The following is a 24,105-nucleotide window of genomic DNA, read 5'->3' as shown; positions in this document are numbered from 1 at the left end:
TGCAACTGTATGGGTGATGGTGCTTACATAGGCATCATCATCTTTTTTGTGTATAATACACAAGAGATATATTGGAAGGGTGTTTAATAATGAGTAAACCAACCGTAGCGATCGTTGGAAGGCCGAATGTAGGAAAGTCGACCATCTTCAACCGAATCGTTGGAGAACGAATTTCGATAGTGGAGGACGTGGCTGGCGTAACGAGGGACCGGATATATAGCTCGGCAGATTGGCTCGCGCATGATTTTAATTTGATTGATACTGGCGGCATCGATATCGGTGATGAGCCATTCCTGGAACAAATCAGGCTGCAAGCGGAAATTGCAATCGATGAAGCCGATGTCATCATCTTCTTGACAAATGGACGTGAAGGTGTGACTGACGCGGACGAGCATGTTGCCAAGATTCTTTACAAAACGAAGAAGCCTGTAGTGTTAGCGGTGAATAAAATCGATAATCCGGATATGCGCGATATGATTTACGATTTCTATTCACTCGGTTTTGGCGACCCGTATCCAATTTCGGGTTCTCATGGAATTGGGCTCGGAGATTTGCTGGATGCTGTTGCTGCAAGTTTCCCGGAAGCTGGCGAAGAAATCGAAGAGGATGACGTCATCCGTTTTTCATTGATCGGAAGACCGAACGTAGGGAAATCTTCGCTCGTGAACGCTTTGCTCGGAGAAGAGCGGGTCATTGTGAGTGACGTAGCCGGAACGACAACGGATGCCATCGATACTACCTATGAGTATGAAGGTCAAAAGTATAAAATTATCGATACAGCCGGCATGCGTAAAAAAGGCAAGGTGTACGAAAACATGGAGAAATACAGTGTTTTACGGGCGCTGAAAGCTATTGACCGATCGGATGTAGTGTTGATTGTCATTAACGGTGAGGAAGGGATCCGCGAACAGGACAAACGGATTGCAGGATATGCAGAAGAAGCCGGAAAAGGCATCATGTTTGTAGTGAATAAATGGGATGCTGTCGAGAAAGACGATAAAACGATGAATCGTTTCACCGAAGACATCCGCAAGAATTTCCTATTCCTTGATTACGCGCCAATCGCCTATGTTTCTGCAAAAACGAAGCAACGCGTCACAACGTTGTTTGACCAAATAAAAATGATCAGTGAAAACCATGCTATGCGCATCCAATCGAGTGTCTTGAACGAAGTAATTGAGGATGCCGTTGCACGCAACCCTGCACCTTCCGACAAAGGACGCAGATTGCGCATCTATTATGCAACACAAGTGGCGGTCAAGCCCCCGGTCTTCGTTGTTTTTGTCAACGAACCGGAATTGATGCACTTTTCATATGAAAGATTTCTTCAAAATCGCCTAAGGGAATCCTTTGGGTTTGAGGGAACTCCGATCCGACTGATTACACGCGCAAGAAGCTGATGAACGTAATCCAGCTTATAGTTCGTAATTGATAATGAGGTGAATGAAATGGAAAGAGTGTCAGTGATCGGGGCAGGAAGCTGGGGGACTGCCATCGCATTCGTCCTTGCAGAAAATGAACATGATTGCCTGCTTTGGACAAGAAGGGCGGAACAATCCGCCGAAATTAATGAAAAACATACAAATGCTTCTTATTTGCCGGGCATTACATTGCCTGCGAATCTAAACGCCACATCCGATCTGGCAGCGGCTGTACAGCATGCCGATGTTATAGTCATTGCAGTACCGACGAAAGCCATCCGGGACCTGTGTGCGGACATCAATAAGCTTGCAGGCAATTCCAAGCTGATCGTCCATGTTTCAAAAGGAATCGAGCCGGATACTTTGAAGCGGATTTCCGAAGTGATTGAGGAAGAAGTATCACCGGACAATAGAAAGGCGATTGTTGCGCTGTCAGGTCCGAGCCACGCCGAGGAGGTCGTTCTTCGCCATCCGACGACAATCACGGCTGCTTCCTTTGATCAGGAGGCCGCGGAGCATGTACAAGATCTATTCATGAATCATTACTTCCGTGTTTATACGAATGATGATCTGGTCGGTGTTGAACTGGGGGCTGCATTGAAGAATGTCATCGCACTTGCTGCCGGGATCACCGACGGCATTGGCTATGGGGATAATGCCAAAGCGGCGCTTATTACCCGAGGTTTAGCTGAAATCACGAGACTCGGTGTGAAAATGGGGGCAAATCCTCTTACATTTTCAGGCTTGACCGGTCTTGGAGACCTGATTGTAACTTGTACAAGCGTCCATTCAAGGAATTGGAAGGCAGGCAATATGTTGGGCCAGGGGAAATCGTTGGATGATGTCGTCTCCGGTATGGGGATGGTCATTGAAGGTGTCCGTACGACAAAGGCCGCCTATCAACTTTCCAAACGCTTTGACGTGTCAATGCCGTTGACTGAGGCGTTGTATTCAGTCCTCTTTGATAATGTCCCGCCGAAGGAAGCTGTCGATCAGCTTATGAACAGGATGAAAAAACAAGAAATTGAAGATATTTTTTTCAAATAAGTTGTTCTGAGATACGAAAGGATGATTCATTTGTCCTCTTTGGATAAAATGTGGCTGTCGTTTTATGCAATGGGTTTCATGGCAATTTCCATGGGACTCATCTATTTGAGCAGACATAAACTATCAAATAGATTAATAAAATTCTTATTTGCCCTTATCGCGTATTCCTTATTGATCTTTTCATTTTTCGCGATGGTTTACCTTGTATTCAGCGGGCCAACGGGGGGAGCGAGATGAATATAATCAGAAATAAATCCGCATTGTTTATTTCAATCGCTGCCGTTTTGCTTCTTCTATCGGGATGCATGTATCCGGCTGATGATAAATCTGTGCGGGAAAATCCTTACGAAGACCAAATCGAAGCAATTCAAAAAGCGGTCAATGCATATAAGGAAAATACCGGGGGCCTTCTTCCTATTAAGACGAGAGAAGAAGAAACGGATTTGTACATAAAGTATCCGATTGAATTTTCCAAGATCGTGCCGGCTTATACGGAAAAAATCCCGTCCAACGCCTATGAGAACGGTGGTATTTACCAATATGTACTGATGGATGTCGAGGAAAATCCGACTGTAAAACTTGTTGATTTGAGAACCGCAGAGCGGATTCGTGATTTGAACCTTAGAAGGCATATTAATGGGAAACTCCCGTTTAAAGATCCAGTCGGAGAAAATGTGTATGAGATCGACTTCGAAGCGATGGGGTTCAAGGAACCTTTGAAAGTTGAAAGTCCATATTCTGACGCATTGCTGCCGATTGTCGTTGGAGGAGACGGTCATTTTTATGTAGACTATTCCATAGACTTGAACAGGATCTTGCAAGAGGAAAAACCGGATGTAATAGAAGGGGAAGACATCCGTCACCTTCTGTCCGAATCCAACCCAATCTTGCCTGCCTATTCATTGCCTTATACGGTTAATGAAAAAAACGAACCTGTCTTTATGAACAAGAAGTAACAAACATCATAGGGAAATCAAAACGTTTCATGCATTTTTAGCATGAAACGTTTTTCGTTTACATAAACTAATATGCGCGAAAAAAGGAGGGCTAAGTATGAAAGAGGAATTATATGAAAATCTGGCTAGGAGAACGGACGGGGATATTTATATAGGTGTGGTCGGCCCTGTTCGTGTCGGAAAATCGACTTTCGTTAAAAGGGTGATGGAGGAGGTTGTCATACCGAATATGACGGATGCAGGTGATAGGGCAAGGGCGCAAGATGAATTGCCTCAAAGCTCGCCAGGTCCGGTCATTATGACGTCTGAACCGAAATTCGTTCCAGCACAAGGCACCCAAGTATCGATCGGGGAGGGGGAACTATCCTTCCAAGTTAGGCTTGCGGACTGTGTCGGTTATGTAATTGATGGAGTAAAAGGATACGAGGATGAGGACGGTCCAAAATACGTCCATACTCCATGGCATAACGAACCAATCCCGTTCGAAGAAGCGGCACGCATCGGCACGGACAAAGTAATTCGAGACCACTCCACAATAGGTATACTAGTGACGACGGACGGGACAGTGAACAATATTCCAAGAGCGGCTGCGGAGGTGGCCGAAGAGGAAATCGTAGGCAAGCTAAAGGAAATCGGTAAGCCTTTTGTCATTGTCTTGAATTCCAAAATGCCGGCCCATGACAAGACAGTTGCCTTGAAGGACCAATTGCATGAACGGCATGGGGTGCCGGTCATCGCCATTAGTGCAGATCAATTGAACGCCCAGGAAATCCAACTGATTTTGAAGGAAGCTTTATACGAGTTTCCGATCACGGACATTGAAGTGCAAAAGCCGGATTGGATGGACGTACTGGGATCCGACCATGAGCTGAATGCAGCAATCGACAATGTCATCAATGAAGGATTCCTCGTTGCATCTAAAATCCGGAAAGTACAAGAGCTGGCAGAACGCCTGAAGGATGAAAAGTACGTCAGGCATGCGGAAGTCGTCGAAGTGGATGCGGGGAAAGGAAAAGCTACTGTAAATATTGAAATGGATGAGCAAGCATTCCGTGAAGTCTGCGAAGACATCATGCAACAGGAAATGAAAACAAAAAAAGATTGGCTCCTTTTTGTTAAAGACGCTGTCAAAGCGAAAAAATCATATGATATGTACTCAGAAGCAATCGAAACCGCCAAAAAGAGCGGTTACGGAGTTGCTTTGCCTACAATTGACGATTTTCAGCCGTCACCACCGGAACTTATCAAGGAGAATAACTTCTACGGCGTCCGAATGAAGGCGGCAGCCCCATCCCTTCATATCATCCGTATCGACATGGACGCGGAATTCTCGCCATTGATCGGCTCTGAATTCCATAGCCACCACTTGCTGAAGGAATTGAAAAACGCTTACTTGCATGATAGGGATGCTCTTTGGCAGACACAGCTCTTCGGCACACCGTTGCATGAAGTGATGAAGGAAAGCATCCGATTCAAGACATCTTCCGTCCCGCCGAACGCTAGGAAAAGGCTTAGAGAAACAATCGAGCAAATGGTCAATGACGGCAATAAAGGCATGATAACGTTTATTGTATAGGTATATACACTAGGAAGATCCGTATATTACGGGTCTTTTTCTGTTTTTGGTCAAATAAGCCAAATTTGATGGAAACGCTGATAATATTGTTGCACCGCGGTTTTGAGTATGTTACTCTACTTACAGTAAAGAAAAGCGGAGGGCGGCGGTAAGCCTCGACAGGCGCTGGAAGGTTTGAATATAAAGGCGTTCTTTGCCTTTATTTCAAAGCTGAAGCGACCCGAGAGGCTGCCGCCCGGAGCTGGACAAAGAAAAGCGGAGGCGGCCTGCCTAGGCGCGACAGGCATAAGACAGCCCTACGAAACGGCGCTTTTTGCCGTACAGTAGGGTCTGCTTATGACCCGAGCGCCTGGCCGCCGGAGCTGGACAATAAGAAAAGCGGAAGCTATCCTTTGAGAGGAGGTGAATGGTGTGAACAAAACAGAATTGATCAACTCAGTTGCCGAAGCGGCAGGTCTGACGAAAAAAGACGCTACTAAAGCGGTTGAAGCTGTATTCGATACAATCCAATCGACACTTGCAAAAGGTGATAAAGTACAATTGATCGGATTCGGTAACTTCGAAGTACGTGAGCGTGCTGCTCGTAAAGGGCGTAACCCACAATCCGGAGAAGAAATCGAAATCGCAGCAAGCAAAGTTCCTGCGTTCAAAGCAGGTAAAGCGCTTAAAGATGCTGTTAAGTAATCTTTAAGTTTACATAGGAGCCCTTCCGCAATGTCTCTTGACATACATGTGGACGGGCTCCTTTTATGTAACTGTTATTAATATATCTAACTCGAACTTAAGAACAGCCTATAGCACAGGCAGTTGCTTTCCGTTCAAGCACTCGCTTTCCGCGGGCGTTGCCTTAGCCTCCTCGCCGCTTCGCTGCTGTGAGGTCTTTGGCTAACGCTATTCCCGCAGGAGTCTCGCGCTTGCACTACAAGCAACTGCAGTTATGTGCAAGGTTAAAGAAAATTATTAATTAAGAATCTAAATGTTCAACTCATTAGTGTTATTAATTACTTTCTTTTATTTGAACAAATTGTCCAAATGCATTCAAAGGATTGGAGCGAAAGGCTGCGACTCCTGGGGGATAAGCGAACGCCGTTACAAAGAACGGCATCTGCGAGCAGGATATTGCAGGCTGCCTTAATTTCTGCAAATGGCGCAGAAATACGGCAAATCGAACCCTTCGCTGTTCGATTGGCTCGCCGCCCGCCCCCCGGAAAGCGTCAGCCTGAAGCGGAAATCCGTTATTATCAGTCAATCCGCTTACTGTACGTATCCGTGCGAGTATGCTACTATCTTTGAAGGAATAGCATTAGATTGCGATGAGGAGGAAGTCTGTATGACAGAAGTGGATCTCGGTAAGATAGAGAAAGCAGTTTCGATGATCCTAGAAGCGATAGGTGAGGACACCGAACGGGAAGGATTGCTCGACACCCCGAAACGGGTAGCAAAAATGTACGCGGAAGTTTTTGAAGGACTACATAAAGATCCAAAACAATATTTCGAAACGGTATTCCATGAGAATCACGACGAAGTGGTACTAGTAAAAGACATTCCGTTCCACTCAATGTGCGAACACCATCTCGTGCCGTTCTATGGACATGCCCATATTGCATACATACCGCGCAACGGAGTCGTTGCCGGACTGAGTAAATTGGCTAGAGCTGTCGAAACGACTGCTAAACGGCCACAATTGCAGGAAAGGATTACGTCAACTGTAGCTAACGCCATGATGGACATGCTCAATCCGATCGGCGTCTATGTCATTGTCGAGGCGGAACATATGTGCATGACGATGAGAGGGATTAAAAAGCCCGGTGCCAAAACAGTAACAACGGTCGCACGTGGTATTTACGAGCATGACGATGTGAAAAGAGCAGAAATTCTGTCTCTTCTGAAGTGATCTGATAGCTTTGCGGATCAATTCATTTCTATGATATGATGTGATGTATATGGATGACAGGAGATGAAAAAATGTCACACCCTGAATTTATTATGATCAAAGCGCAAGAAGACGGCGTGAATGTCATCGGACTGACAAGAGGCAATGATACAAAGTTTCATCACACCGAAAAGTTAGATCGTGGGGAAGTGATGATTGCCCAATTCACTGAGCATACGTCGGCCATGAAAATTCGAGGCAAAGCCGAAATTCATTCGGCGCACGGTATTGTCTACAGTGAAGGGAAAGAATAGACATACTGGACCCTACTCACACATGGTCTTGGAATGGAGAACCGAAGATGGACAGACAAACTATCAATCGATATATACAAAACTATATAAGCGAAGTCGAACAATCCATACAAGAGCCCATATTGGACAGGGAGCTTGGGAAGATGCCACTTGACGAAGCGAAGGCGTTTTTCCTCCTTTTACCGTTGTTGAATGACGAGGAATGGACTTCTGAGCAGAATATATCTGCGATTGCAGTAGGCGCTGTACATGCGGCCTTCGACATGCATGATAGAGTGGATATCTTAGATGCTACTTCCAAGGAGCAACAGCTAATGGTCCTATCAGGGGATCATTTCAGCGGCATCCACTATCGATTGTTATCTTCACTTCCCGATTTCAAGCTCATCACATCCATGTCGGAAATGATCGGGCACATTAACGAGACGAAAACGGATCTGTTGATGGAAGAATACGATGGAACTGAGATGCTCATCGATTCGATGACTAGCATTGAATCAGGTTGTATCGGTGAATTTTATAGAAGATATGGTTTTTCAAGATACACGAAAATTGCTGAAACGGCATTGGGGCTCATTTGGTTCTTCAAGAAGTTGAAGAATGACCCGGCCATCGAGCGTGTATGGTCAGGTAACAGAATTAAAAAGGCAGATATTGAAGATGCCATTTCTGTATTATCTTCAAGGTTGCAAAATGAGCTTGCCGAAGCAGGGTTTTTGACTCCTTTTTTAAGGCAGGAAATTCATAGGTTTGCGACGCCGCTATTAGGTAAACCTACTTAGAGAAAGAAGGGAAAGACTCATGGGGACGTCCAAAGAAGAGAAAGTCCATCACGTCTTTGAGAAGATCGCTGTTGATTACGATAAGATGAATTCCGTCATCAGCTTTAACCAACATAAAAATTGGCGTAATGATATTATGAAGCGGATGGATGTCAAAAAAGGATCCCGGGCATTGGATGTTTGCTGCGGTACGGCAGATTGGACAATTTCCTTGGCCGAGGCTGTCGGCCCCGACGGCTATGTAACCGGGCTTGATTTCAGTGAAAGTATGCTTGCATCTGGAAGACCTAAAGTCGCTAAATACGATATGGTGGATCTGATTCAGGGAAATGCGATGGAATTGCCTTTCCCAGACAATAGTTTCGATTACGTGACAATCGGATTCGGGCTACGTAACGTTCCGGATTATGGACAAGTCCTTAAAGAAATGAACCGTGTGCTGAAGCCAGGTGGGATGGCTGCATGCTTGGAGACGTCACAATCCGAAATTCCGGTATACCGCCAATTATTCCGTTTTTATTTTAAATACATCATGCCTTTATTTGGAAAGCTTTTTGCCAAAAGCTACGAAGAGTATTCATGGCTCCAAGAATCGGCGGACGACTTCCCTGGAGCGGAGCAGCTTGCCCAAATGTTCGTAGATGCCGGTTTTCAGGAAGTGTCTTATAAGAAGTATAGCGGTGGGGCTGCAGCAGGGCACATCGCATTCAAATAATTGCAAGTAGGGGAAGGTAATCGTCTTGGAGAAATTGAAGTTAATGTCGCTTTACGCAGATTTCCGAAAGGATCTGTCATTCATCGAAAAGGAACTTGAACGATCCGTCGACTCCTCTTCCCCGGTCATTCGACAAGCATCCCTCCTGCTCCTGCGGGCAGGCGGAAAAAGGATACGTCCTATATTTGTCATCCTTTCATCCAAGTTCGGTGAATATTCGATGGAAAATGTGGCGAAAGTGGCAGTATCGCTGGAATTGATACACATGGCGTCCTTAGTGCATGATGATGTCATTGATGATTCCGATGTCCGCAGAGGATTTGAGACGGTGAAGGCAAGATGGAATAACCGGATTGCAATGTATACCGGCGACTATATCTTTTCGCGTGCACTCGTCTCCATCGGAGAAATTGAAATGCCAGCTGTTCACCAATTACTTGCGGAAACGATGTTGGAGATTTGTAAGGGCGAGATTATTCAATTTGAATACCAACAAAAAACGGATCAGACTTTCCGAGACTATTTACGTCGCATCAAGAGGAAAACAGCATTACTGCTCTCTTCCAGTTGTGAATTGGGAGCGCTTGTCTCCAATGCTAGCCCGGAAGTTGTCGGGAAGTTGAAGAGGTTCGGCTATTTTGCAGGGATGGCATTCCAAATCGTCGATGATATCCTCGACATTACGTCGACGGATGAAAAGCTTGGAAAGCCTGCAGGAAGTGATCTGTTGAACGGACATTTGACATTGCCGACGTTATACATAAAAGATGACCCTGAATTCCAACCATTTTTGAACCGTTCTTTCGACGGTTCATTGACGGAGGATGAGCGCGGCCGTATGCTTGCCTATATCCGCCAATCAGGCGCTATCGAAAAATCGCAGCAAGTTAGCGATATGTACTTGAGGAAAGCGATTGCGGAAGTGGAGTCTTTGCCTGATAATGACGCGAAGAAGGCACTTCTGCAAATTGCGGACTTCCTCGGAAAAAGAAAGTTCTAAGCTGAGGATACCAGTTGAAAGATTGTGATCCGAATGGTAAGATCAGTAAGGATAAAATTCCATACATACATGAAGGAGTTGTTTATAAATGGAAAGAACATTTTTAATGGTTAAACCTGATGGCGTTCAACGTAACCTAATCGGTGAAATCGTAAGCCGTTTTGAAAGCAAAGGTTTCACGTTGGTGGGCGGTAAATTGATGCAAATCAGCCAAGAGCTTGCTGAGCAGCACTACGGCGAACATAAGGAGCGCCCTTTCTTCGGGGAGCTTGTAGACTTCATCACTTCTGGACCAGTTTTCGCTATGGTTTGGGAAGGTGAAAACGTTATCTCAACAGCACGTTTGATGATGGGTGCGACAAATCCAAAGGAATCAGCTCCTGGAACAATCCGTGGCGATTTCGCTGTAACTGTCGGCAAAAACATCATCCACGGTTCAGATTCACCTGAATCTGCAGTTCGTGAAATCAATCTTTTCTTCAAAGAAGAAGAGCTTGTCAGCTATGACAAATCAATGGTTAGCTGGATCAACTAATCAGCAACTATCAAACAGCCTCGCGGTCAAACGCGGGGCTGTTTTTTTGTTAAATGAAATATAATAAATAGCCTGCAACTTGGGAAGTTGTTTTCCGTTCCAGCACTCGCTTTCCGCGGGCGTCGCCTCAGCCAATCGAACCACGAAGAGTTCGATTTGCCGTATTTCTGCGCCTTTTTCAGAAATTAAGGCATCCTAATTCTGCTCGCAACACTGCGCTTGTGCTCGCAAACGCTGTTCTTCGTAACAGCGTTCGCAGGAATCTCGCGCTTACACTCCAAACAACTGCAGCTATCCATATACAAAGTAAAACACAATAAGATACCCGGAAAATCATAAGCAATAAAGGCATTAAATTCTCTCGTACATTTTATGTTATTAATTTCATTTCAAATCGACTAATAAGGATTGAAGCGAAAGGCGGCGACTCCTGGGGGATTAGCGGGACAGGTGAGACCCTGGACGAAGCGAAGCGTAGGAAGCGGCTCACCGCCCGCCCCCCGGAAAGCGTCCGCCTGAAGCGTAAATCCTGTTATAAGGAATATCTCCTGCTTCTTTCAGATATATCTTTGTCCAATTGTAGACACATTTGGAAAGTAACACATTTGGCGTGTTCTTTCCGGTATAATAGGTGAAAAAGATTACCAGGGGGATTACTATGTCTGACTACATCGATTTCATATCGAAAATAAAGAAAAAGACTGGAATCGACTTATCACTATACAAAGAAGCCCAAATGAAAAGAAGGCTCACCTCCCTATATGAGAAAAGGGGATTTCGAAACTTTTCGGATTATTATACCGCCATACATAACGACAACCACCTACTAGACGAATTCCTCGACAGGATGACAATCAATGTTTCGGAATTTTACCGGAACGCACAACGGTGGGATGTCCTTGAAAAAAAGATTTTCCCTATGCTACTAGCCCAAAATAAAAAACTGAAAATATGGAGTGCCGCCTGTTCCACCGGCGAAGAACCCTATTCGCTAGCCATGGTCTTATCATCCCACGTGCCATTAAGAGACATATCGATATTAGCGACGGATCTCGACGCGGGAGTACTGGAGCGTGCGAAAGTCGGCCTCTATCCGGATAGGTCGTTGAAAGAAGTTCCGAAAAATGTGCTGGACAAGTATTTTGTCAATGAAGGACAGCATTACCAAGTGAAAGATGAAATAAAAAAGACAGTCCAGTTCAAACAACAGAACCTTTTAAGGGATCCGTACGGTTCGGGTTTCGACCTAATCGTATGCCGGAATGTGATGATTTACTTTACGGAAGAGGCGAAGGATCAAATCTACTCCGATTTTTCGAAAGCGTTAAAGCCAGGTGGAATCCTTTTCGTCGGAAGCACTGAACAGATTTTTAATCCATCGAAATACGGCTTCGAATCAGAAGAGACATTCTTTTACAGGAAACTTTGAGAAAACGTTTTCATTTCGATTTATCTTAGAAATCCGGAAAATATCCGGATTTTTTCATTAATACCTATAGTCAAAATTGTTTTAGTTTGATAAAGTGCTATGAAACGGATGTTTACTCCATCCTTAACTAGAGAGATAAAGGAGGAAATGGAATGAGGTTTTTTACAGCTGGCGAGTCACACGGACCACAATTGACAGCCATTATTGAAGGGTTGCCCGCTCAAATGCCGTTGACGGCAGAAATGATCAACGATGAATTAAAAAGGCGTCAAGGCGGCCATGGACGAGGTCGTCGAATGCAAATAGAAAAAGATCAGGTGCTCATCACGTCCGGTGTAAGGCATGGGAAGACGCTCGGATCACCTGTGACATTGACAGTCGTCAATGATGACTGGAAGCATTGGACGAGCATTATGGGAGTCGAACCGTTAGCGGATGATGTGAATCCCGAAGATATCAAAAGACAAATCACAAGACCACGACCCGGGCATGCGGATCTTGTCGGCGGCATGAAGTATGGACACCGCGATCTGCGGAATGTCCTGGAAAGATCTTCTGCAAGGGAGACGACGATGCGAGTAGCAGTAGGTGCTGTAGCAAAGCAGTTTCTTCGTCAATTAGACATCCACACGATTGCACATGTGACGGAAATCGGAGGCATCACAACTGATCCTGGCTCGTATTCCGGATTGCCTATTGATGAACTAAGAGATATCATCCACAATGATCCCGTCTATTGTGCGGATCAAGAGGCTTCTGCCCGTATGGTTGCTGCCATTGATGATATTAAAGGACGTGGAGATACGCTCGGTGGAGTCGTAGAGGTCATCGTTGAAGGCTGCCCGCCGGGAATCGGAAGCTATGTCCAGTTTGATCGGAAGATGGATGGGAAGCTCGCTGGAGCCATGATGAGCATTAATGCATTCAAAGGCGTCGAGTTCGGTTTGGGCTTTAAAATGGCACAAAAACCTGGAAGTGAAGTCCATGATGAAATTGCATGGTCGGAAGAACTTGGCTACTATCGCAAGTCAAATCGGCTCGGTGGTCTTGAAGGCGGAATGACGACCGGCATGCCGATCGTTATCCGAGGTGTCATGAAGCCGATCCCGACCCTATACAAACCGCTTGAAAGTGTGGATATTGATACGAAGGAGCCTTTTGTGGCGACAATTGAGAGATCGGATCCTTGTGCTGTGCCGGCAGCTTCTGTCGTAGCTGAGCATGTCATTGCAACCGAAATGGCAAAAGCGATCATGGAGGAATTCCGATCGGATACGATGGACGGCTTGAAAGAGGAAATCGAGCGGTACCGACAATATGTAAAGGGGTTCTGACATGGGGAAACTGACCGTTCAATTGCCTGATGCGTATTATGATGTGCATATCGATGACAATGTATATGATTTGTTTTCATCCAAATATAACGGTTTGTTGCAAAGTGCCGATCAGGTCGGTGTCATCGCTGATGAACGAGCCGGAGAACTGCACTTGCCTGTTCTGTTAGATGCTTTACAACATGCTGGTGTTACGCCAAAGGTGAAAATCGTTCCTCCCGGGGAGAAGTGCAAAACACAGGAAGTCTATTTTGAATGCCAATCGTATTTAGTAAGGGAGAATTTCACCCGAAACTCCATCCTCATCGCATTCGGAGGAGGGGCTTGCGGAGATTTGGCAGGATTTGTCGCTGCTACTTACATGAGGGGAATCAGATTCATTCAATGTCCAACAACCATTCTTGCCCATGACAGCGCAGTAGGCGGAAAGACGGCCATCAATTTGCCGGAAGGAAAAAACATGGTGGGCTCTTTCCATCAGCCGGCGGCGGTTCTCTTTAATACGAAGCTGTTAACGACATTGCCGCCTCGTGAAATCCGCTCCGGTATGGCGGAATTGATCAAGCATGCATTCATTTCTGATGCGGAGTGGGCTGAAATGCTTCTAAGCGAAATGACTTTCTCCAACCCGACGGAAAGCTGGCTGTCGACAGAGCTTTTGAAAGGGATTCAAGTGAAGGTGGACATTGTTGCGGAAGATGAATTTGAACATTCCACAAGGAAGTTTTTGAACTTCGGGCATACATTCGGCCACGCTGTCGAAGCGGTTTGCGGCTTCGGTGGGCTGAGTCATGGAGAATGCGTCATGATTGGCATGGCTTATAGCTTCATCCTAAGTGAGCGCCACGGAAAGGTCGAAGCATCATTCACCAATCGTTTCATTCAATTCGCGATGGATAATGGCTATTCGTTTGCTCCGGTAATGGAGCATTCATTTAACAGTTTCCTTGTATACATGGAAAAAGATAAAAAAGCTGCATTCGGGGAAATGAATTTCGTCATGCTGGAAAAGCTGGGCAAACCCTTTGTGAAAAAAGTATCAGCGAAAGAATGTGAACAGGTTTTTCTTGAATTGCAGAAAAGAATTCGAATGGGGGAGCGGTTATGACAGTAAGAGGGGTAAGGGGGGCGACTACCGTTGTCTCAGATCAATCAGATATAGTTCTAGAAGCTACACGAACATTGGTAATGGAAATGGCAGAAGAAAATGGCGTAGCTCCTGACGATATCGTTTCAGTCATCGTTTCAACGACGCGGGATATTGAATCGGCATTTCCTGCAAAAGCAGTCAGGACACTGGACGGATGGAAATACGTACCGGTCATGTGTACACATGAAATGGACGTTCCAGGATCAATGCCGCTATGCATCCGGATTCTCATGCATGTCAATTCTGAAGCGAGACAAATGGATATAAAGCATATTTATCAAAATGAAGCAGTAAAGCTACGACCTGATTTGCAAAACTAAAAGACATTCGACCGGAGGAATACATATGCGATGGAAAAAAGCTCTAAGTACTATGAATCCCTACAAACCTGGCAGATCGACTGAAGATGTGAAAAAGGCGTATCGCTTGGATGAAGTCGTAAAATTGGCTTCAAATGAAAACCCATATGGTTGCGCTTCTACCGTAGCTGAGTTTTTAGGCAGCACCACAATGCCGTTTGAAATTTACCCGGATGGCCATGCGACAAACCTTCGCGCGAAACTGGCTGAGAAGCACGGTGTCGATGAAGAATCGATCCTCTTCGGAAATGGATCAGACGAAATCATCTCGATCATATCTCGTGCATTGCTTGACGAACATGTTCATACGATCATGCCAACTCCATCGTTTCCGCAATACGCCCACAATGCAAGAATTGAAGGGGCCGATATAACGGAAATACCTCTAAAGGATGGACGCCTCGACTTAAATGATTACATCGGTGCGATAAATGGACAAACCGCAGTCATTTGGGTGTGCAATCCAAACAATCCAACCGGCACTCTAATCCCGAGTGATGAACTGGAACACTTTTTAGAACAGGTACCAAAAAATATCCTCGTTGTTTTGGATGAGGCTTATTTTGAATATGTGACGGATCCGCAAAATATCGATTCAATAACGTTTTTGAATCGTTTTCCAAACATTCTCGTCATGCGTACATTCTCGAAAGCGTATGGCCTTGCATCCTTCAGAATAGGTTATGCGGTCGGCTCGTCAGTTATTATTACTGAGTTGAATAAAGTGCGAAACCCATTCAATAACAATACACTTGCTGTAGCGGTTGCAAGCAAGGCTTTGGAAGATGAGGCATTCATCGAAAATTGCCGAGAGTTAAATGAGAAGCAAAGAAAACGTTATGAAGTTTTCGCTGCTGAAAAAGGAATCCACATGTTTGATTCCGAAACGAACTTTGTTTTGATTGAAGTGCCAGGAGATGCTGATGAAGCTGCCGAATTCCTCTTGAAGCACGGTTATATCGTCAGAAGCGGCAATGCACTCGGAACGCCTGGATATGTAAGGATTACGATGGGGACGGAAGAGCAGAATACAGGGTTGCTTCAGGCGTTTACTCTTTTATTACAAGAAAAAGGTAGATAACAATGAATGAAAATGTAGCGATTATTGGCTTAGGTCTCATAGGCGGCTCCTTAGCTCTTGCATTGAAGCGTGGGGGACGCAATATACATATAACGGGGTTTGACCGTTCCTATGCAACTGCGGACGAAGCATACCGCCGGGGAATTGTTGATACGATTGCTCCTTCAGCAAGAGCGGCTTGCGAAAAAGCTGATTACGTCATTTTTGCGACTCCAGTGAATACGACAATCACATTGATGGAAGAGGCTTTGGAATGGACGTTCAAGGAAAATGTCATCCTATCGGACACGGGAAGTACAAAAAATCCGATCATGCAAGCCGCTGAAAGACTTCAAGATAGAGGATTGACATTCATTGGCGGGCACCCGATGGCAGGTTCCCATAAAAGCGGCATCGCTGCAGCGAAAGGGCATCTGTTTGAAAATGCCTATTACGTGTTAACGCCTTCCCAAAGTGCGAGTGCTGAACAAATCAATAGGCTGTCCAATCTATTAACGCCTTCAAAAGGAAAAATCGTCATTTTGGATGCGGCCGAGCATGATCGGATGACAGCGATCGTTAGTCACTTCCCTCATATTATCGCCTCTTCCCTCGTCGGAAGGCTGGCTGATCAGGAAAAAGAGCAGCCTTTCGTAAAAGATCTAGCTGCGGGCGGTTTTCGTGACTTGACTCGCATCGCTTCGGCGGATCCGACGATGTGGCGGGATATTACGATTCAAAACCGGGATGAATTACTTGGACAATTGGATGGCTGGCTGAAGGAAATGAATTCGATCCGTTCAATGATCCTTGAAAATGATCCCGATCGGATATACGACTTCTTTTTCGAAGCGAAGGAGTTCCGAGACCGTTTGCCTTCAACTTTCAAAGGTGCGGTGCAAGGAGCTTTGTATATGACTTTCGATTTGCATATCGATATTCCTGATCATCCTGGTGTCATATCTGAAATTACGAAAATACTTGCCGATGAACAAATCAGCATAACGAATATACGGATTGTGGAAACACGCACCGATGTATATGGTATCCTTGTCGTCAGTTTTCAGACGGCGGACGACCGTAAGGCTGCTAGGACACTTCTTGAAAAGAAAACGGATTACAGCATGCATATTCTCTAAATAGGGAGGACTCTTCATGATTGATACGAAAACAGTGAAATTCAACAAGCCGATAGTAAAAGGTTCTTTGAAAGTGCCAGGGGACAAATCCATTTCCCATCGTGCTATCATGCTAGGGTCGATAGCGGAAGGCCGTACGAAGATAAAAGGATTCCTTGATGGAGAGGATTGCTTACGAACAATCGAGATTTTCAAGCGATTAGGCGTCTCCATCGAACGGAATGGAACAGATGTCTTGATTAATAGTCCTGGAATTAAGAACTGGACAGCCCCTGCTGAAGAGCTTTATGCGGGTAATTCCGGAACAACTGCGAGACTGATGCTCGGAATATTGTCTGGTTCGACGGTCACTTCCACATTGACTGGCGATGCTTCATTATCTAAGCGACCGATGAAAAGAGTGACAACACCTTTGCAATCAATGGGAGCCTCAATTTCAGGCAAAGCGGAAGGTGATTTCCTTCCACTTACAATTGTCGGCTCGACGCTTGAAGGAATTGACTATCAAATGCCTGTGGCAAGTGCACAAGTGAAATCTGCGATTCTTTTCGCAGGATTGAACGCAAAAGGAGAAACAGTCGTCAGAGAAACCGCCGTTTCAAGGGATCATACGGAGAGGATGCTTAAACAGTTCGGAGCTGAGCTTGTCCAGGATGGGAATACTGTAAGCATCCAAGGAGGACAAGTGTTGACGGGGACGAACGTAATCGTTCCCGGCGATATTTCATCCGCTGCATTTTTCATGGCGGCGGCGGCTATGATCGAAGACAGTGAAGTGGAATTTAAAGATGTCGGTCTGAATCCGACGAGAACGGGAATTATTGAAGTATTACGTCAAATGGGAGCCGAAGTGGAAGTACTTGAACATAACAGTGAAAAAGGCGAACATTATGGAGTAGTCAAAGTGGCGCATGCCAGGTTGGAAGGGATTGAGATAAGTGGAGATATCATTCCGACACTTATCGATGAACTGCCGATCATTGCCCTGCTCGCAACCCAGGCGACGGGTACGACAGTTATCAAGGACGCTGCGGAACTGCGCGTGAAGGAAACCGACCGCATTGCCGCGGTCACGGATGAGCTGACGAAGCTCGGTGCGAAAGTGGAAGCGACGGAGGACGGGATGATCATAGAAGGACCGACAGCCTTGTCAGGCGGAGAACTGAAATCTTACGGCGATCACAGAATAGGTATGATGGCTGCCATTGCGGCATTAGTATCAGCTGGTTCAATCCATATTGAAGACCCGTCTTGCATCGCCATTTCCTATCCGAACTTCTTTGATCATCTGTCACAACTCGTAAAAGCACGTAGTGAAGAATAATTTTCCTAATGTATACAACATGAAGGATCAGGTGAAAATATGATGCAGTTACATGATTTTGAAAAAGCGGTACTCGATGGGGATATCGAGCTAGTTAATGAACTGATTGATCGTGCGGAAAAGGCCGGGGACCTCGACTTGCTATATGAAGCTGCAGGTTTATTGGTTGATTACGGATATGTCGGTCAAGCGGACTATATTTATGAAATATTGATCTCCTATATGCCTGATGAGCCCCAATTAAAAATTGACCGGGCAAATACATTGATGGAGCTCGGTGATGAGGATGATGCATTACTATTGCTTTCGGAAGTGACGCCCGATCAGGAGGAATATACCCAGGCACTGTTAGCGCTCGCTGATCATTATCAGATGATTGGCATGGCGGAGGCGGCGCTTGGAAAGGTGAAAGAGGCTCTTTCGCGATCGCCGCATGAGCCTGTCATCCGATTTGCGTATGCCGAACTGCTGCTCGATGCAGGAAGATATCTCGAAGCTGCTAAGTTATACGCAGAACTTTACAAACAAGGCCATCATGAGATCGCTGGAACGGTGATCCCGCTCCGACTCGCTGAAACGTATAGCGCTGGGGCAGCTTATGAGGAAGCGCTGCCATATTATGAAGAGCTTCTGAAAGACGAGCAGCTTCCCGACACTCTTTTCGGGGCGGCGTTTGCCTATTACCAGAGCAATCAGCCGGACAGGTCTATCCAATTGCTCGAAGATTTAATTGGGATGGATCCTGATTATTTCTCTGCTTATATGCTCGCTGGTCAAGCATATTCACAATTGGGGGATGACGGGAAGGCATATGAATTATTCAAGCAAGGCATCAAGCGCGATGAATTCGACAAGGAACTTCGGCTGTCGGCAGGCAAATCGGCATTAAAGCTCGGATTGCCCCTTGAAGCGGAAGAACATTTAGAGCATGCGATTGCGTTGGATCCAGAATATATAGATGCCATAGTTACACTCGCCTCTCTTTACAATGAAAGAGAAGACGATGAAGAACTAATTAGATTGCTTACGGAATTAAATGAAGCGCAAATGGATATTCCGCTACTGTCTGCATTTAAAGCATATGCACTGGAAAGAGAGGAACAATATGCACATGCATACGTATCTTACAGTAAGGCATATGCTGGAATGAAAGATGATCCATCATTTTTGGATAAGTACGCAAGATTCCTTCTGGATGAAGGAAAACGGGATGAAGCTATCGAAGTAGTTAAGACATTGGTTTCGATTTCACAACAAGAAGAATGGACCGGTTTTCTTGAAACGTTGAATGACGAGGAGGTGTGATATGACAGCCATGATTCCTGTCGCTGCCAAAAAAGACTTCGTACGGTGGTTTTTAAAGCGCTATAAATTAAAGCGCCGGGAATGTGTGTGGATTCTGAATTATCTTCTTAGCCATGAGCAACTTCTTCAAAACGTCCACTTTACGGATGAAGCACATTATTGTCCGCGGGCGATGGTTATTTCAACAATAAATTCGGAAAGCATCCCTTTCCGTTTTTACAAAGGTAACCTAATGACTGCGGATGCGGAAAAATCATTTCATGATTTACGTCTACATCCTGAAGAAAAAATGTATATCCAACTGAATTTCCCGAACAGCCATGCATGCCCGCAATATGCAAGCGTACGGGAGGAAAATCCGTTCCTGCCTGCAGAACTGCAAGTGAGTGCACGGGATCGGAAGATTGCTGAGCAGCTTCTTGAGGAAAGCGCTGCCTCTATGTCCTTGGATTTGCTTATGAAAAGGGTCGATGAGGCGCTCGATGCCAATGATCGGGAGCGGTTTCTCATCCTGTCGGCAATGTTGAACGATATGAAGATTACAAAAGACTAATGACTCCGTCTTCTTGATGGAGTCATTTGTATGATTATTTTTAGGGGGCTGGTTTTAGATGAATTGGACAGGCAAGGATATGGATACATATTTGCAACAGAAAGAATATATTGATACATTGGTGATTCCGCTTGTAAAAGTTGAAACGAAGATAGATAATATGAAGACAAGCGCTTCTTCGACAGAATTCGTCATGCATCTTGCTTCCCTCATTGAAACACAATTCAAGGGGAGGATGATGTTTGCACCGCCATTTGCCTACACTTCGACAACCGACCAACAGCAAATGGCGCAAACGACATTGCAGGCGTTTTCTGACACGACTTTCAAGCATGTTTTCTTCTTGACGACCGATCATGCTTGGACATCGATGGAGTTGCCTGGACAAGTCATTTGGATGCCATCCATTCCATTGGAAAACATGGATGCATCATTGCGTCAATCCATTCTCGAAGATCAGCTGCGTCAAGCATTGCCGAAATTCACGGAGCAGTGGTCGAAGCAATAAGCGCTACATCGCTACATAGAAGGCCGAATCTCGCACTCTACTACTATGAAAGTTGAGTGGATATGATTGGGACATGTGTAAAATTCATGAATTGTTCACAATCTGCACGTACAGCTGAACACTTGATTGAATTTACATTAATATTGATATATCATAGATATGTCCTAGTATTACAATTAGCAAAAGTATGTCCGTTGGACTGATTTTGGAGTAAGAGGAGGGAAACTGATGAGCAGCAAAGTGTCTAGACGCCAATTCCTGAGCTACACATTGATGGGTGTCGGTGGATTCATGGTTTCAGCTACATTGATGCCGATGGTCCGCTTTGCGGTCGATCCAGTATTGCAACCAAAAGGTGAAGGGGAGTTCGTTCCGACACCTCAAAAAGTGGACGAGTTGACTGAAACGCCTGTCCGTGTTGACTTTACTATTAAAGATCGTAAAGACGGATGGTACAAATCCGATGTATCGAACACTGCTTGGGTCTATAAAGAAGGCGATACAGTCATCGCACTTTCTCCTGTCTGTAAGCACCTTGGATGCACGGTGAACTGGGAAGGCGACGCGAAGTATAAGAATGAATTCTTCTGCCCTTGCCATAATGGACGTTACGAGAAAAATGGTAAAAACATACCGGGATCTCCACCACTCGGACCGCTTGATGAGTATGTGGTCGAAGTCGTGGATGGCTATGTCCATCTTGGAAAGACGGTTCCAAACACATTAGTTTAAAATGTAAGGGGGTACGACCGAAGTGCTGAATAAAATTTATGACTGGGTTGACGAACGGTTGGATATCACCCCGATTTGGCGTGATATCGCTGACCACGAAGTACCTGAGCACGTAAACCCTGCACATCATTTTTCTGCATTCATTTATTGTTTCGGAGGTTTAACGTTTTTCGTAACGGTCATCCAGATTCTTTCAGGTATGTTCCTTACAATGTATTACACCCCGGATATTGAAAATGCATGGAAATCCGTTTACTATCTTCAAAATGAAGTTGCATTCGGTGAGATTGTGCGTGGGATGCACCACTGGGGAGCATCGCTTGTTATCGTTATGATGTTCTTGCATACATTGCGTGTTTTCTTTACAGGTTCTTATAAAAAGCCTCGTGAATTGAACTGGATCGTCGGAGTATTGATCTTCGTCACGATGTTAGGTCTTGGATTCACAGGTTACTTATTGCCTTGGGATATGAAAGCGTTGTTCGCTACTAAAGTAGGTATTGAAATTGCAGCATCGGTGCCATTCATCGGTGAGCAGATCAAAATCCTTCTAGCTGGCGACTCTACGATCCTTGGAGCTCAAACATTGACACGATTCTTTGCAATTCATGTATTTTTCCTACCTGCTGCTTTGCTTGGGTTGCTTGCGGCACACTTTATCATGATCAGAAGACAAGGAATCTCCGGTCCGCTATAAGATCTACATCCGAAAAGATGTTGATTGTCTGAAATTAGAATAAGGAGGGGACAAAATGCAACGCGGAAAAGGTATGAAATTTGTCGGTGACTCGCGCATCAAAGCAGAAGGCAAGATGCCGAATGTCCCTAAAGATTACTCGGAATATCCGGGTAAAACAGAAGCTTTCTGGCCAAACTTCCTCTTGAAAGAGTGGATTATCGGTGCCATCTTCCTAATCGGATATTTAATTCTGACAGTTGCCCATCCGTCTCCGCTTGAACGTCAAGCAGACCCTACGGATACAACATACATACCGGTTCCAGACTGGTATTTCCTATCCATGTACCAATTGCTGAAATATGAATTCGCATCCGGACCATATAACGTCATCGGAGCAATTATCATGCCAGGCTTGGCTATCGGAGCTTTAATGCTTGTTCCATTCATGGATACATCAAAAGAGCGTCGTCCATTCAAACGCCCTTTACCGACTGCTTTCATGCTTCTTTCTTTCGCAGCTCTTTTCTATTTGACATGGGAATCCGTCGTGAACCATGACTGGGAAAAAGCGAAAGCGCAAGGTGCAATTGTTGAAGAAGTCCAATTTGATCCAGAATCTGAAGGATACCAGCTATATGCGGGTTCTTCATGTATCGGTTGTCATGGTGATGCTTTCCAAGGCGGCTTAGGACCAGCGTTAGGAAACACTGGCCTTTCAGCTGAGGAAATTGTAGATATCGCTCATAACGGTATCGGTACAATGCCTGCGAATCAGTGGGATGGTTCAGAGGAAGACTTGCAAAAACTAGCAGAATTCCTTGAAGGCTTAAAATAACAAGAGAGTAATTCTTTTTAAAAAAAGAGTCAGGGGACTGACTCTTTTTTTTTACAACTTATTATACATAAATGCTTTTATAATCTGCTGAATGACATACTTCTTTTTGGAGAGATGGCCGTGAATTCTATAGTCAATCATATATGGTTGTTATTATCTCATAAATCATTTCTATGGATATTATTATTTATCAACATACTCGGAACGGTATACGGCTATGATTGGTATATGTGGCAATTGGAGATGACGGAGCCGATATATTGGATCTTTGTCCCTGATAGCCCAACAGCAAGCCTGTTTTTCTCGCTCGCAATCATCGGTTGGTTAATTGGCAGGAATTTCAAATTGATTGAAGCGCTTGCTCTCATTACACTTGTCAAATACGGATTATGGGCGGTTGTCATGAACCTGCTTACGATGTTTGAAAATGGCTACTTAGATCCTGTAGGCTGGATGCTTATCGGCTCCCATTTCGCCATGGCGGTGCAGGCAGTCCTATATAGTCCGTTATACCGTTTTAAGTTTATACACATCGTCATTGCAGGAATATGGACATTGCATAATGATGTGATCGATTATGTATTTGGACAAATGCCGATTTATCATGATTTGATGAAACATATGCAGCAAATTGGTTATTTCACATTCTGGCTCTCCATTGCGTGTATCGCTTTGGCATATGCCTTATGGATGAATAGGGAGAAACGGGAAAAGATATAGTGTCATAGCAAATAGTTGCGGTTAGTTCTGGGGCATTATAAAATAGAAGTAGATAGAAAAAGGGAGGGGAAGGTTAAGTGTCGTTTATCGTTTATCTGGCTATTATCATGTTGCTTCCGTTATATGCCCAATTCAAAGTGAAAAATACGTATAACAGATATGTAAAAGTCCGTTCGACTTCAGGAATGACCGGAGCCCAAGTGGCACGTCTTATCCTTGACCGAAATGGTTTGGAAGATGTGAAAGTCGTTGAAAGTAAAGGGTTTTTGAGTGACCATTATAACCCATTGACTAAAACGGTAGCATTGTCATCACAGAACTATCATGAAGCTTCGGTTGCGGGTACAGCAATTGCAGCCCATGAAGTCGGACACGCCATCCAAGACGCCGAAGCATATGCGTTCTTGCGTTTCCGCCATCGATTGGCACCAGTAGCTAACATTACATCAAATGCTTCATGGATTTTCATCATTGCGGGTATGCTCCTAACAATCCCAATGGCGAAATCCCTACTTGGACTAGGTATCGCCTTTATGGCAGTGGGTGTTTTATTCCAAATCGTAACGCTGCCGGTTGAATTCAATGCATCCAGCCGTGCAATGAATCAAATTGTTGAACTAGGAATCATTCGGAATGAAGAAGAGCCCCATGCTAAGAAAGTATTGAGCGCTGCCGCAATGACATATGTCGCTGCTACAGCAGTTGCCGTAATGGAACTGGCTCGACTTTTGTTAATTTTTACAAACAAAGAATAAAACA

The 24,105-nt window shown here is 44.9% G+C and carries 27 protein-coding genes; all 27 read left to right on the top strand.

What is annotated here, in order from left to right:
- The first annotated feature begins 89 nt into the window (after window positions 1-89).
- The 27 genes from der to NIT04_RS09760 all read left to right on the top strand — a co-directional run bounded on the left by der (window position 90) and on the right by NIT04_RS09760 (window position 24,101).
- The gene (gene der, locus NIT04_RS09890; protein WP_252503451.1) at window positions 90-1,400 is read left to right on the top strand and encodes a ribosome biogenesis GTPase Der; all 1,311 of its coding nucleotides are present in this window, start codon (window positions 90-92) and stop codon (window positions 1,398-1,400) included.
- Between the two features lie 48 nt (window positions 1,401-1,448).
- Entirely contained in the window at window positions 1,449-2,468 is a 1,020-nt protein-coding gene (locus tag NIT04_RS09885; RefSeq protein ID WP_252503450.1) for an NAD(P)H-dependent glycerol-3-phosphate dehydrogenase, read from the top strand.
- Window positions 2,469-2,498: 30 nt separating this feature from the next.
- A complete protein-coding gene (locus NIT04_RS09880; RefSeq protein ID WP_252503449.1) occupies window positions 2,499-2,705 on the top strand; it encodes a DUF2768 domain-containing protein in 207 nt (68 codons plus the stop codon).
- Complete coding sequence (locus NIT04_RS09875) at window positions 2,702-3,424, top strand: hypothetical protein (RefSeq protein WP_252503448.1); 723 nt, start codon at window positions 2,702-2,704, stop codon at window positions 3,422-3,424. The genes NIT04_RS09880 and NIT04_RS09875 overlap by 4 nt, the downstream gene beginning before the upstream one ends.
- 97 nt (window positions 3,425-3,521) lie before the next feature.
- Window positions 3,522-5,000, top strand: coding sequence for a stage IV sporulation protein A (spoIVA, locus tag NIT04_RS09870; RefSeq protein WP_252503447.1), 1,479 nt, complete (start codon window positions 3,522-3,524; stop codon window positions 4,998-5,000).
- 411 nt (window positions 5,001-5,411) lie between these two features.
- Window positions 5,412-5,684, top strand: coding sequence for an HU family DNA-binding protein (locus tag NIT04_RS09865; protein ID WP_147059822.1), 273 nt, complete (start codon window positions 5,412-5,414; stop codon window positions 5,682-5,684).
- 646 nt (window positions 5,685-6,330) lie between these two features.
- Window positions 6,331-6,894 (top strand): GTP cyclohydrolase I FolE, encoded by a 564-nt coding sequence (gene folE / locus NIT04_RS09860; protein ID WP_252503446.1) that lies wholly within the window; start codon window positions 6,331-6,333, stop codon window positions 6,892-6,894.
- A 71-nt stretch (window positions 6,895-6,965) separates the two neighbouring features.
- Entirely contained in the window at window positions 6,966-7,187 is a 222-nt protein-coding gene (gene mtrB, locus NIT04_RS09855) for a trp RNA-binding attenuation protein MtrB (RefSeq protein ID WP_252503445.1), read from the top strand.
- Window positions 7,188-7,234: 47 nt separating this feature from the next.
- On the top strand, window positions 7,235-7,969 hold the full coding sequence (locus NIT04_RS09850; protein WP_252503444.1) for a heptaprenyl diphosphate synthase component 1: 735 nt from the start codon (window positions 7,235-7,237) through the stop codon (window positions 7,967-7,969).
- 19 nt (window positions 7,970-7,988) lie between these two features.
- Window positions 7,989-8,684: a demethylmenaquinone methyltransferase gene (locus tag NIT04_RS09845; RefSeq protein ID WP_252503443.1), complete on the top strand. Its 696-nt coding sequence runs from the start codon at window positions 7,989-7,991 to the stop codon at window positions 8,682-8,684.
- A 25-nt stretch (window positions 8,685-8,709) separates the two neighbouring features.
- Window positions 8,710-9,684, top strand: a complete 975-nt coding sequence (locus NIT04_RS09840; RefSeq protein WP_252503442.1) for a polyprenyl synthetase family protein — start codon at window positions 8,710-8,712, stop codon at window positions 9,682-9,684.
- Between the two features lie 88 nt (window positions 9,685-9,772).
- On the top strand, window positions 9,773-10,219 hold the full coding sequence (gene ndk, locus NIT04_RS09835) for a nucleoside-diphosphate kinase (RefSeq protein ID WP_252503440.1): 447 nt from the start codon (window positions 9,773-9,775) through the stop codon (window positions 10,217-10,219).
- 658 nt (window positions 10,220-10,877) lie between these two features.
- On the top strand, window positions 10,878-11,648 hold the full coding sequence (locus NIT04_RS09830; protein ID WP_252503439.1) for a protein-glutamate O-methyltransferase CheR: 771 nt from the start codon (window positions 10,878-10,880) through the stop codon (window positions 11,646-11,648).
- A 152-nt stretch (window positions 11,649-11,800) separates the two neighbouring features.
- Window positions 11,801-12,982, top strand: a complete 1,182-nt coding sequence (gene aroC / locus NIT04_RS09825) for a chorismate synthase (protein ID WP_252503438.1) — start codon at window positions 11,801-11,803, stop codon at window positions 12,980-12,982.
- A gap of 1 nt (window position 12,983) precedes the next feature.
- A complete protein-coding gene (gene aroB / locus NIT04_RS09820) occupies window positions 12,984-14,090 on the top strand; it encodes a 3-dehydroquinate synthase (RefSeq protein WP_252503437.1) in 1,107 nt (368 codons plus the stop codon).
- Window positions 14,087-14,452 carry a chorismate mutase gene (gene aroH, locus NIT04_RS09815; protein ID WP_252503436.1) on the top strand — a complete coding sequence of 122 codons (366 nt, stop codon included), beginning with the start codon at window positions 14,087-14,089 and terminating at the stop codon, window positions 14,450-14,452. Before aroB ends, aroH begins: the two co-directional genes overlap by 4 nt.
- Before the next feature lie 25 nt (window positions 14,453-14,477).
- On the top strand, window positions 14,478-15,572 hold the full coding sequence (gene hisC, locus NIT04_RS09810) for a histidinol-phosphate transaminase (protein ID WP_252503435.1): 1,095 nt from the start codon (window positions 14,478-14,480) through the stop codon (window positions 15,570-15,572).
- 2 nt (window positions 15,573-15,574) lie between these two features.
- Window positions 15,575-16,690 (top strand): prephenate dehydrogenase, encoded by a 1,116-nt coding sequence (locus NIT04_RS09805; RefSeq protein WP_252503434.1) that lies wholly within the window; start codon window positions 15,575-15,577, stop codon window positions 16,688-16,690.
- A 16-nt stretch (window positions 16,691-16,706) separates the two neighbouring features.
- Window positions 16,707-18,014 carry a 3-phosphoshikimate 1-carboxyvinyltransferase gene (gene aroA / locus NIT04_RS09800; protein WP_252503433.1) on the top strand — a complete coding sequence of 436 codons (1,308 nt, stop codon included), beginning with the start codon at window positions 16,707-16,709 and terminating at the stop codon, window positions 18,012-18,014.
- 42 nt (window positions 18,015-18,056) lie between these two features.
- The gene (locus NIT04_RS09795) at window positions 18,057-19,319 is read left to right on the top strand and encodes a tetratricopeptide repeat protein (RefSeq protein ID WP_252503432.1); all 1,263 of its coding nucleotides are present in this window, start codon (window positions 18,057-18,059) and stop codon (window positions 19,317-19,319) included.
- A 1-nt stretch (window position 19,320) separates the two neighbouring features.
- Window positions 19,321-19,872, top strand: coding sequence for a ReoY family proteolytic degradation factor (locus NIT04_RS09790; protein ID WP_252503431.1), 552 nt, complete (start codon window positions 19,321-19,323; stop codon window positions 19,870-19,872).
- A gap of 58 nt (window positions 19,873-19,930) precedes the next feature.
- Window positions 19,931-20,380: a DUF2487 family protein gene (locus NIT04_RS09785; protein ID WP_252503430.1), complete on the top strand. Its 450-nt coding sequence runs from the start codon at window positions 19,931-19,933 to the stop codon at window positions 20,378-20,380.
- 225 nt (window positions 20,381-20,605) lie between these two features.
- A complete protein-coding gene (locus tag NIT04_RS09780; RefSeq protein ID WP_305880116.1) occupies window positions 20,606-21,112 on the top strand; it encodes a ubiquinol-cytochrome c reductase iron-sulfur subunit in 507 nt (168 codons plus the stop codon).
- Between the two features lie 22 nt (window positions 21,113-21,134).
- Entirely contained in the window at window positions 21,135-21,809 is a 675-nt protein-coding gene (qcrB, locus tag NIT04_RS09775) for a menaquinol-cytochrome c reductase cytochrome b subunit (RefSeq protein ID WP_060208191.1), read from the top strand.
- 55 nt (window positions 21,810-21,864) lie between these two features.
- Complete coding sequence (locus NIT04_RS09770; protein ID WP_252503428.1) at window positions 21,865-22,626, top strand: menaquinol-cytochrome c reductase cytochrome b/c subunit; 762 nt, start codon at window positions 21,865-21,867, stop codon at window positions 22,624-22,626.
- 120 nt (window positions 22,627-22,746) lie between these two features.
- Window positions 22,747-23,346 carry a DUF1405 domain-containing protein gene (locus NIT04_RS09765; RefSeq protein ID WP_252503427.1) on the top strand — a complete coding sequence of 200 codons (600 nt, stop codon included), beginning with the start codon at window positions 22,747-22,749 and terminating at the stop codon, window positions 23,344-23,346.
- A 77-nt stretch (window positions 23,347-23,423) separates the two neighbouring features.
- Window positions 23,424-24,101, top strand: coding sequence for a zinc metallopeptidase (locus NIT04_RS09760; protein WP_256470598.1), 678 nt, complete (start codon window positions 23,424-23,426; stop codon window positions 24,099-24,101).
- Window positions 24,102-24,105: the final 4 nt, after the last annotated feature.

Origin of the sequence: Sporosarcina sp. Marseille-Q4943 (genome assembly GCF_943736995.1) — a bacterium.
Lineage (GTDB): Bacteria > Bacillota > Bacilli > Bacillales_A > Planococcaceae > Sporosarcina.
Note: the sequence above shows the minus strand (reverse complement) of the source record. Positions and strands in the feature narration are given on the sequence as shown.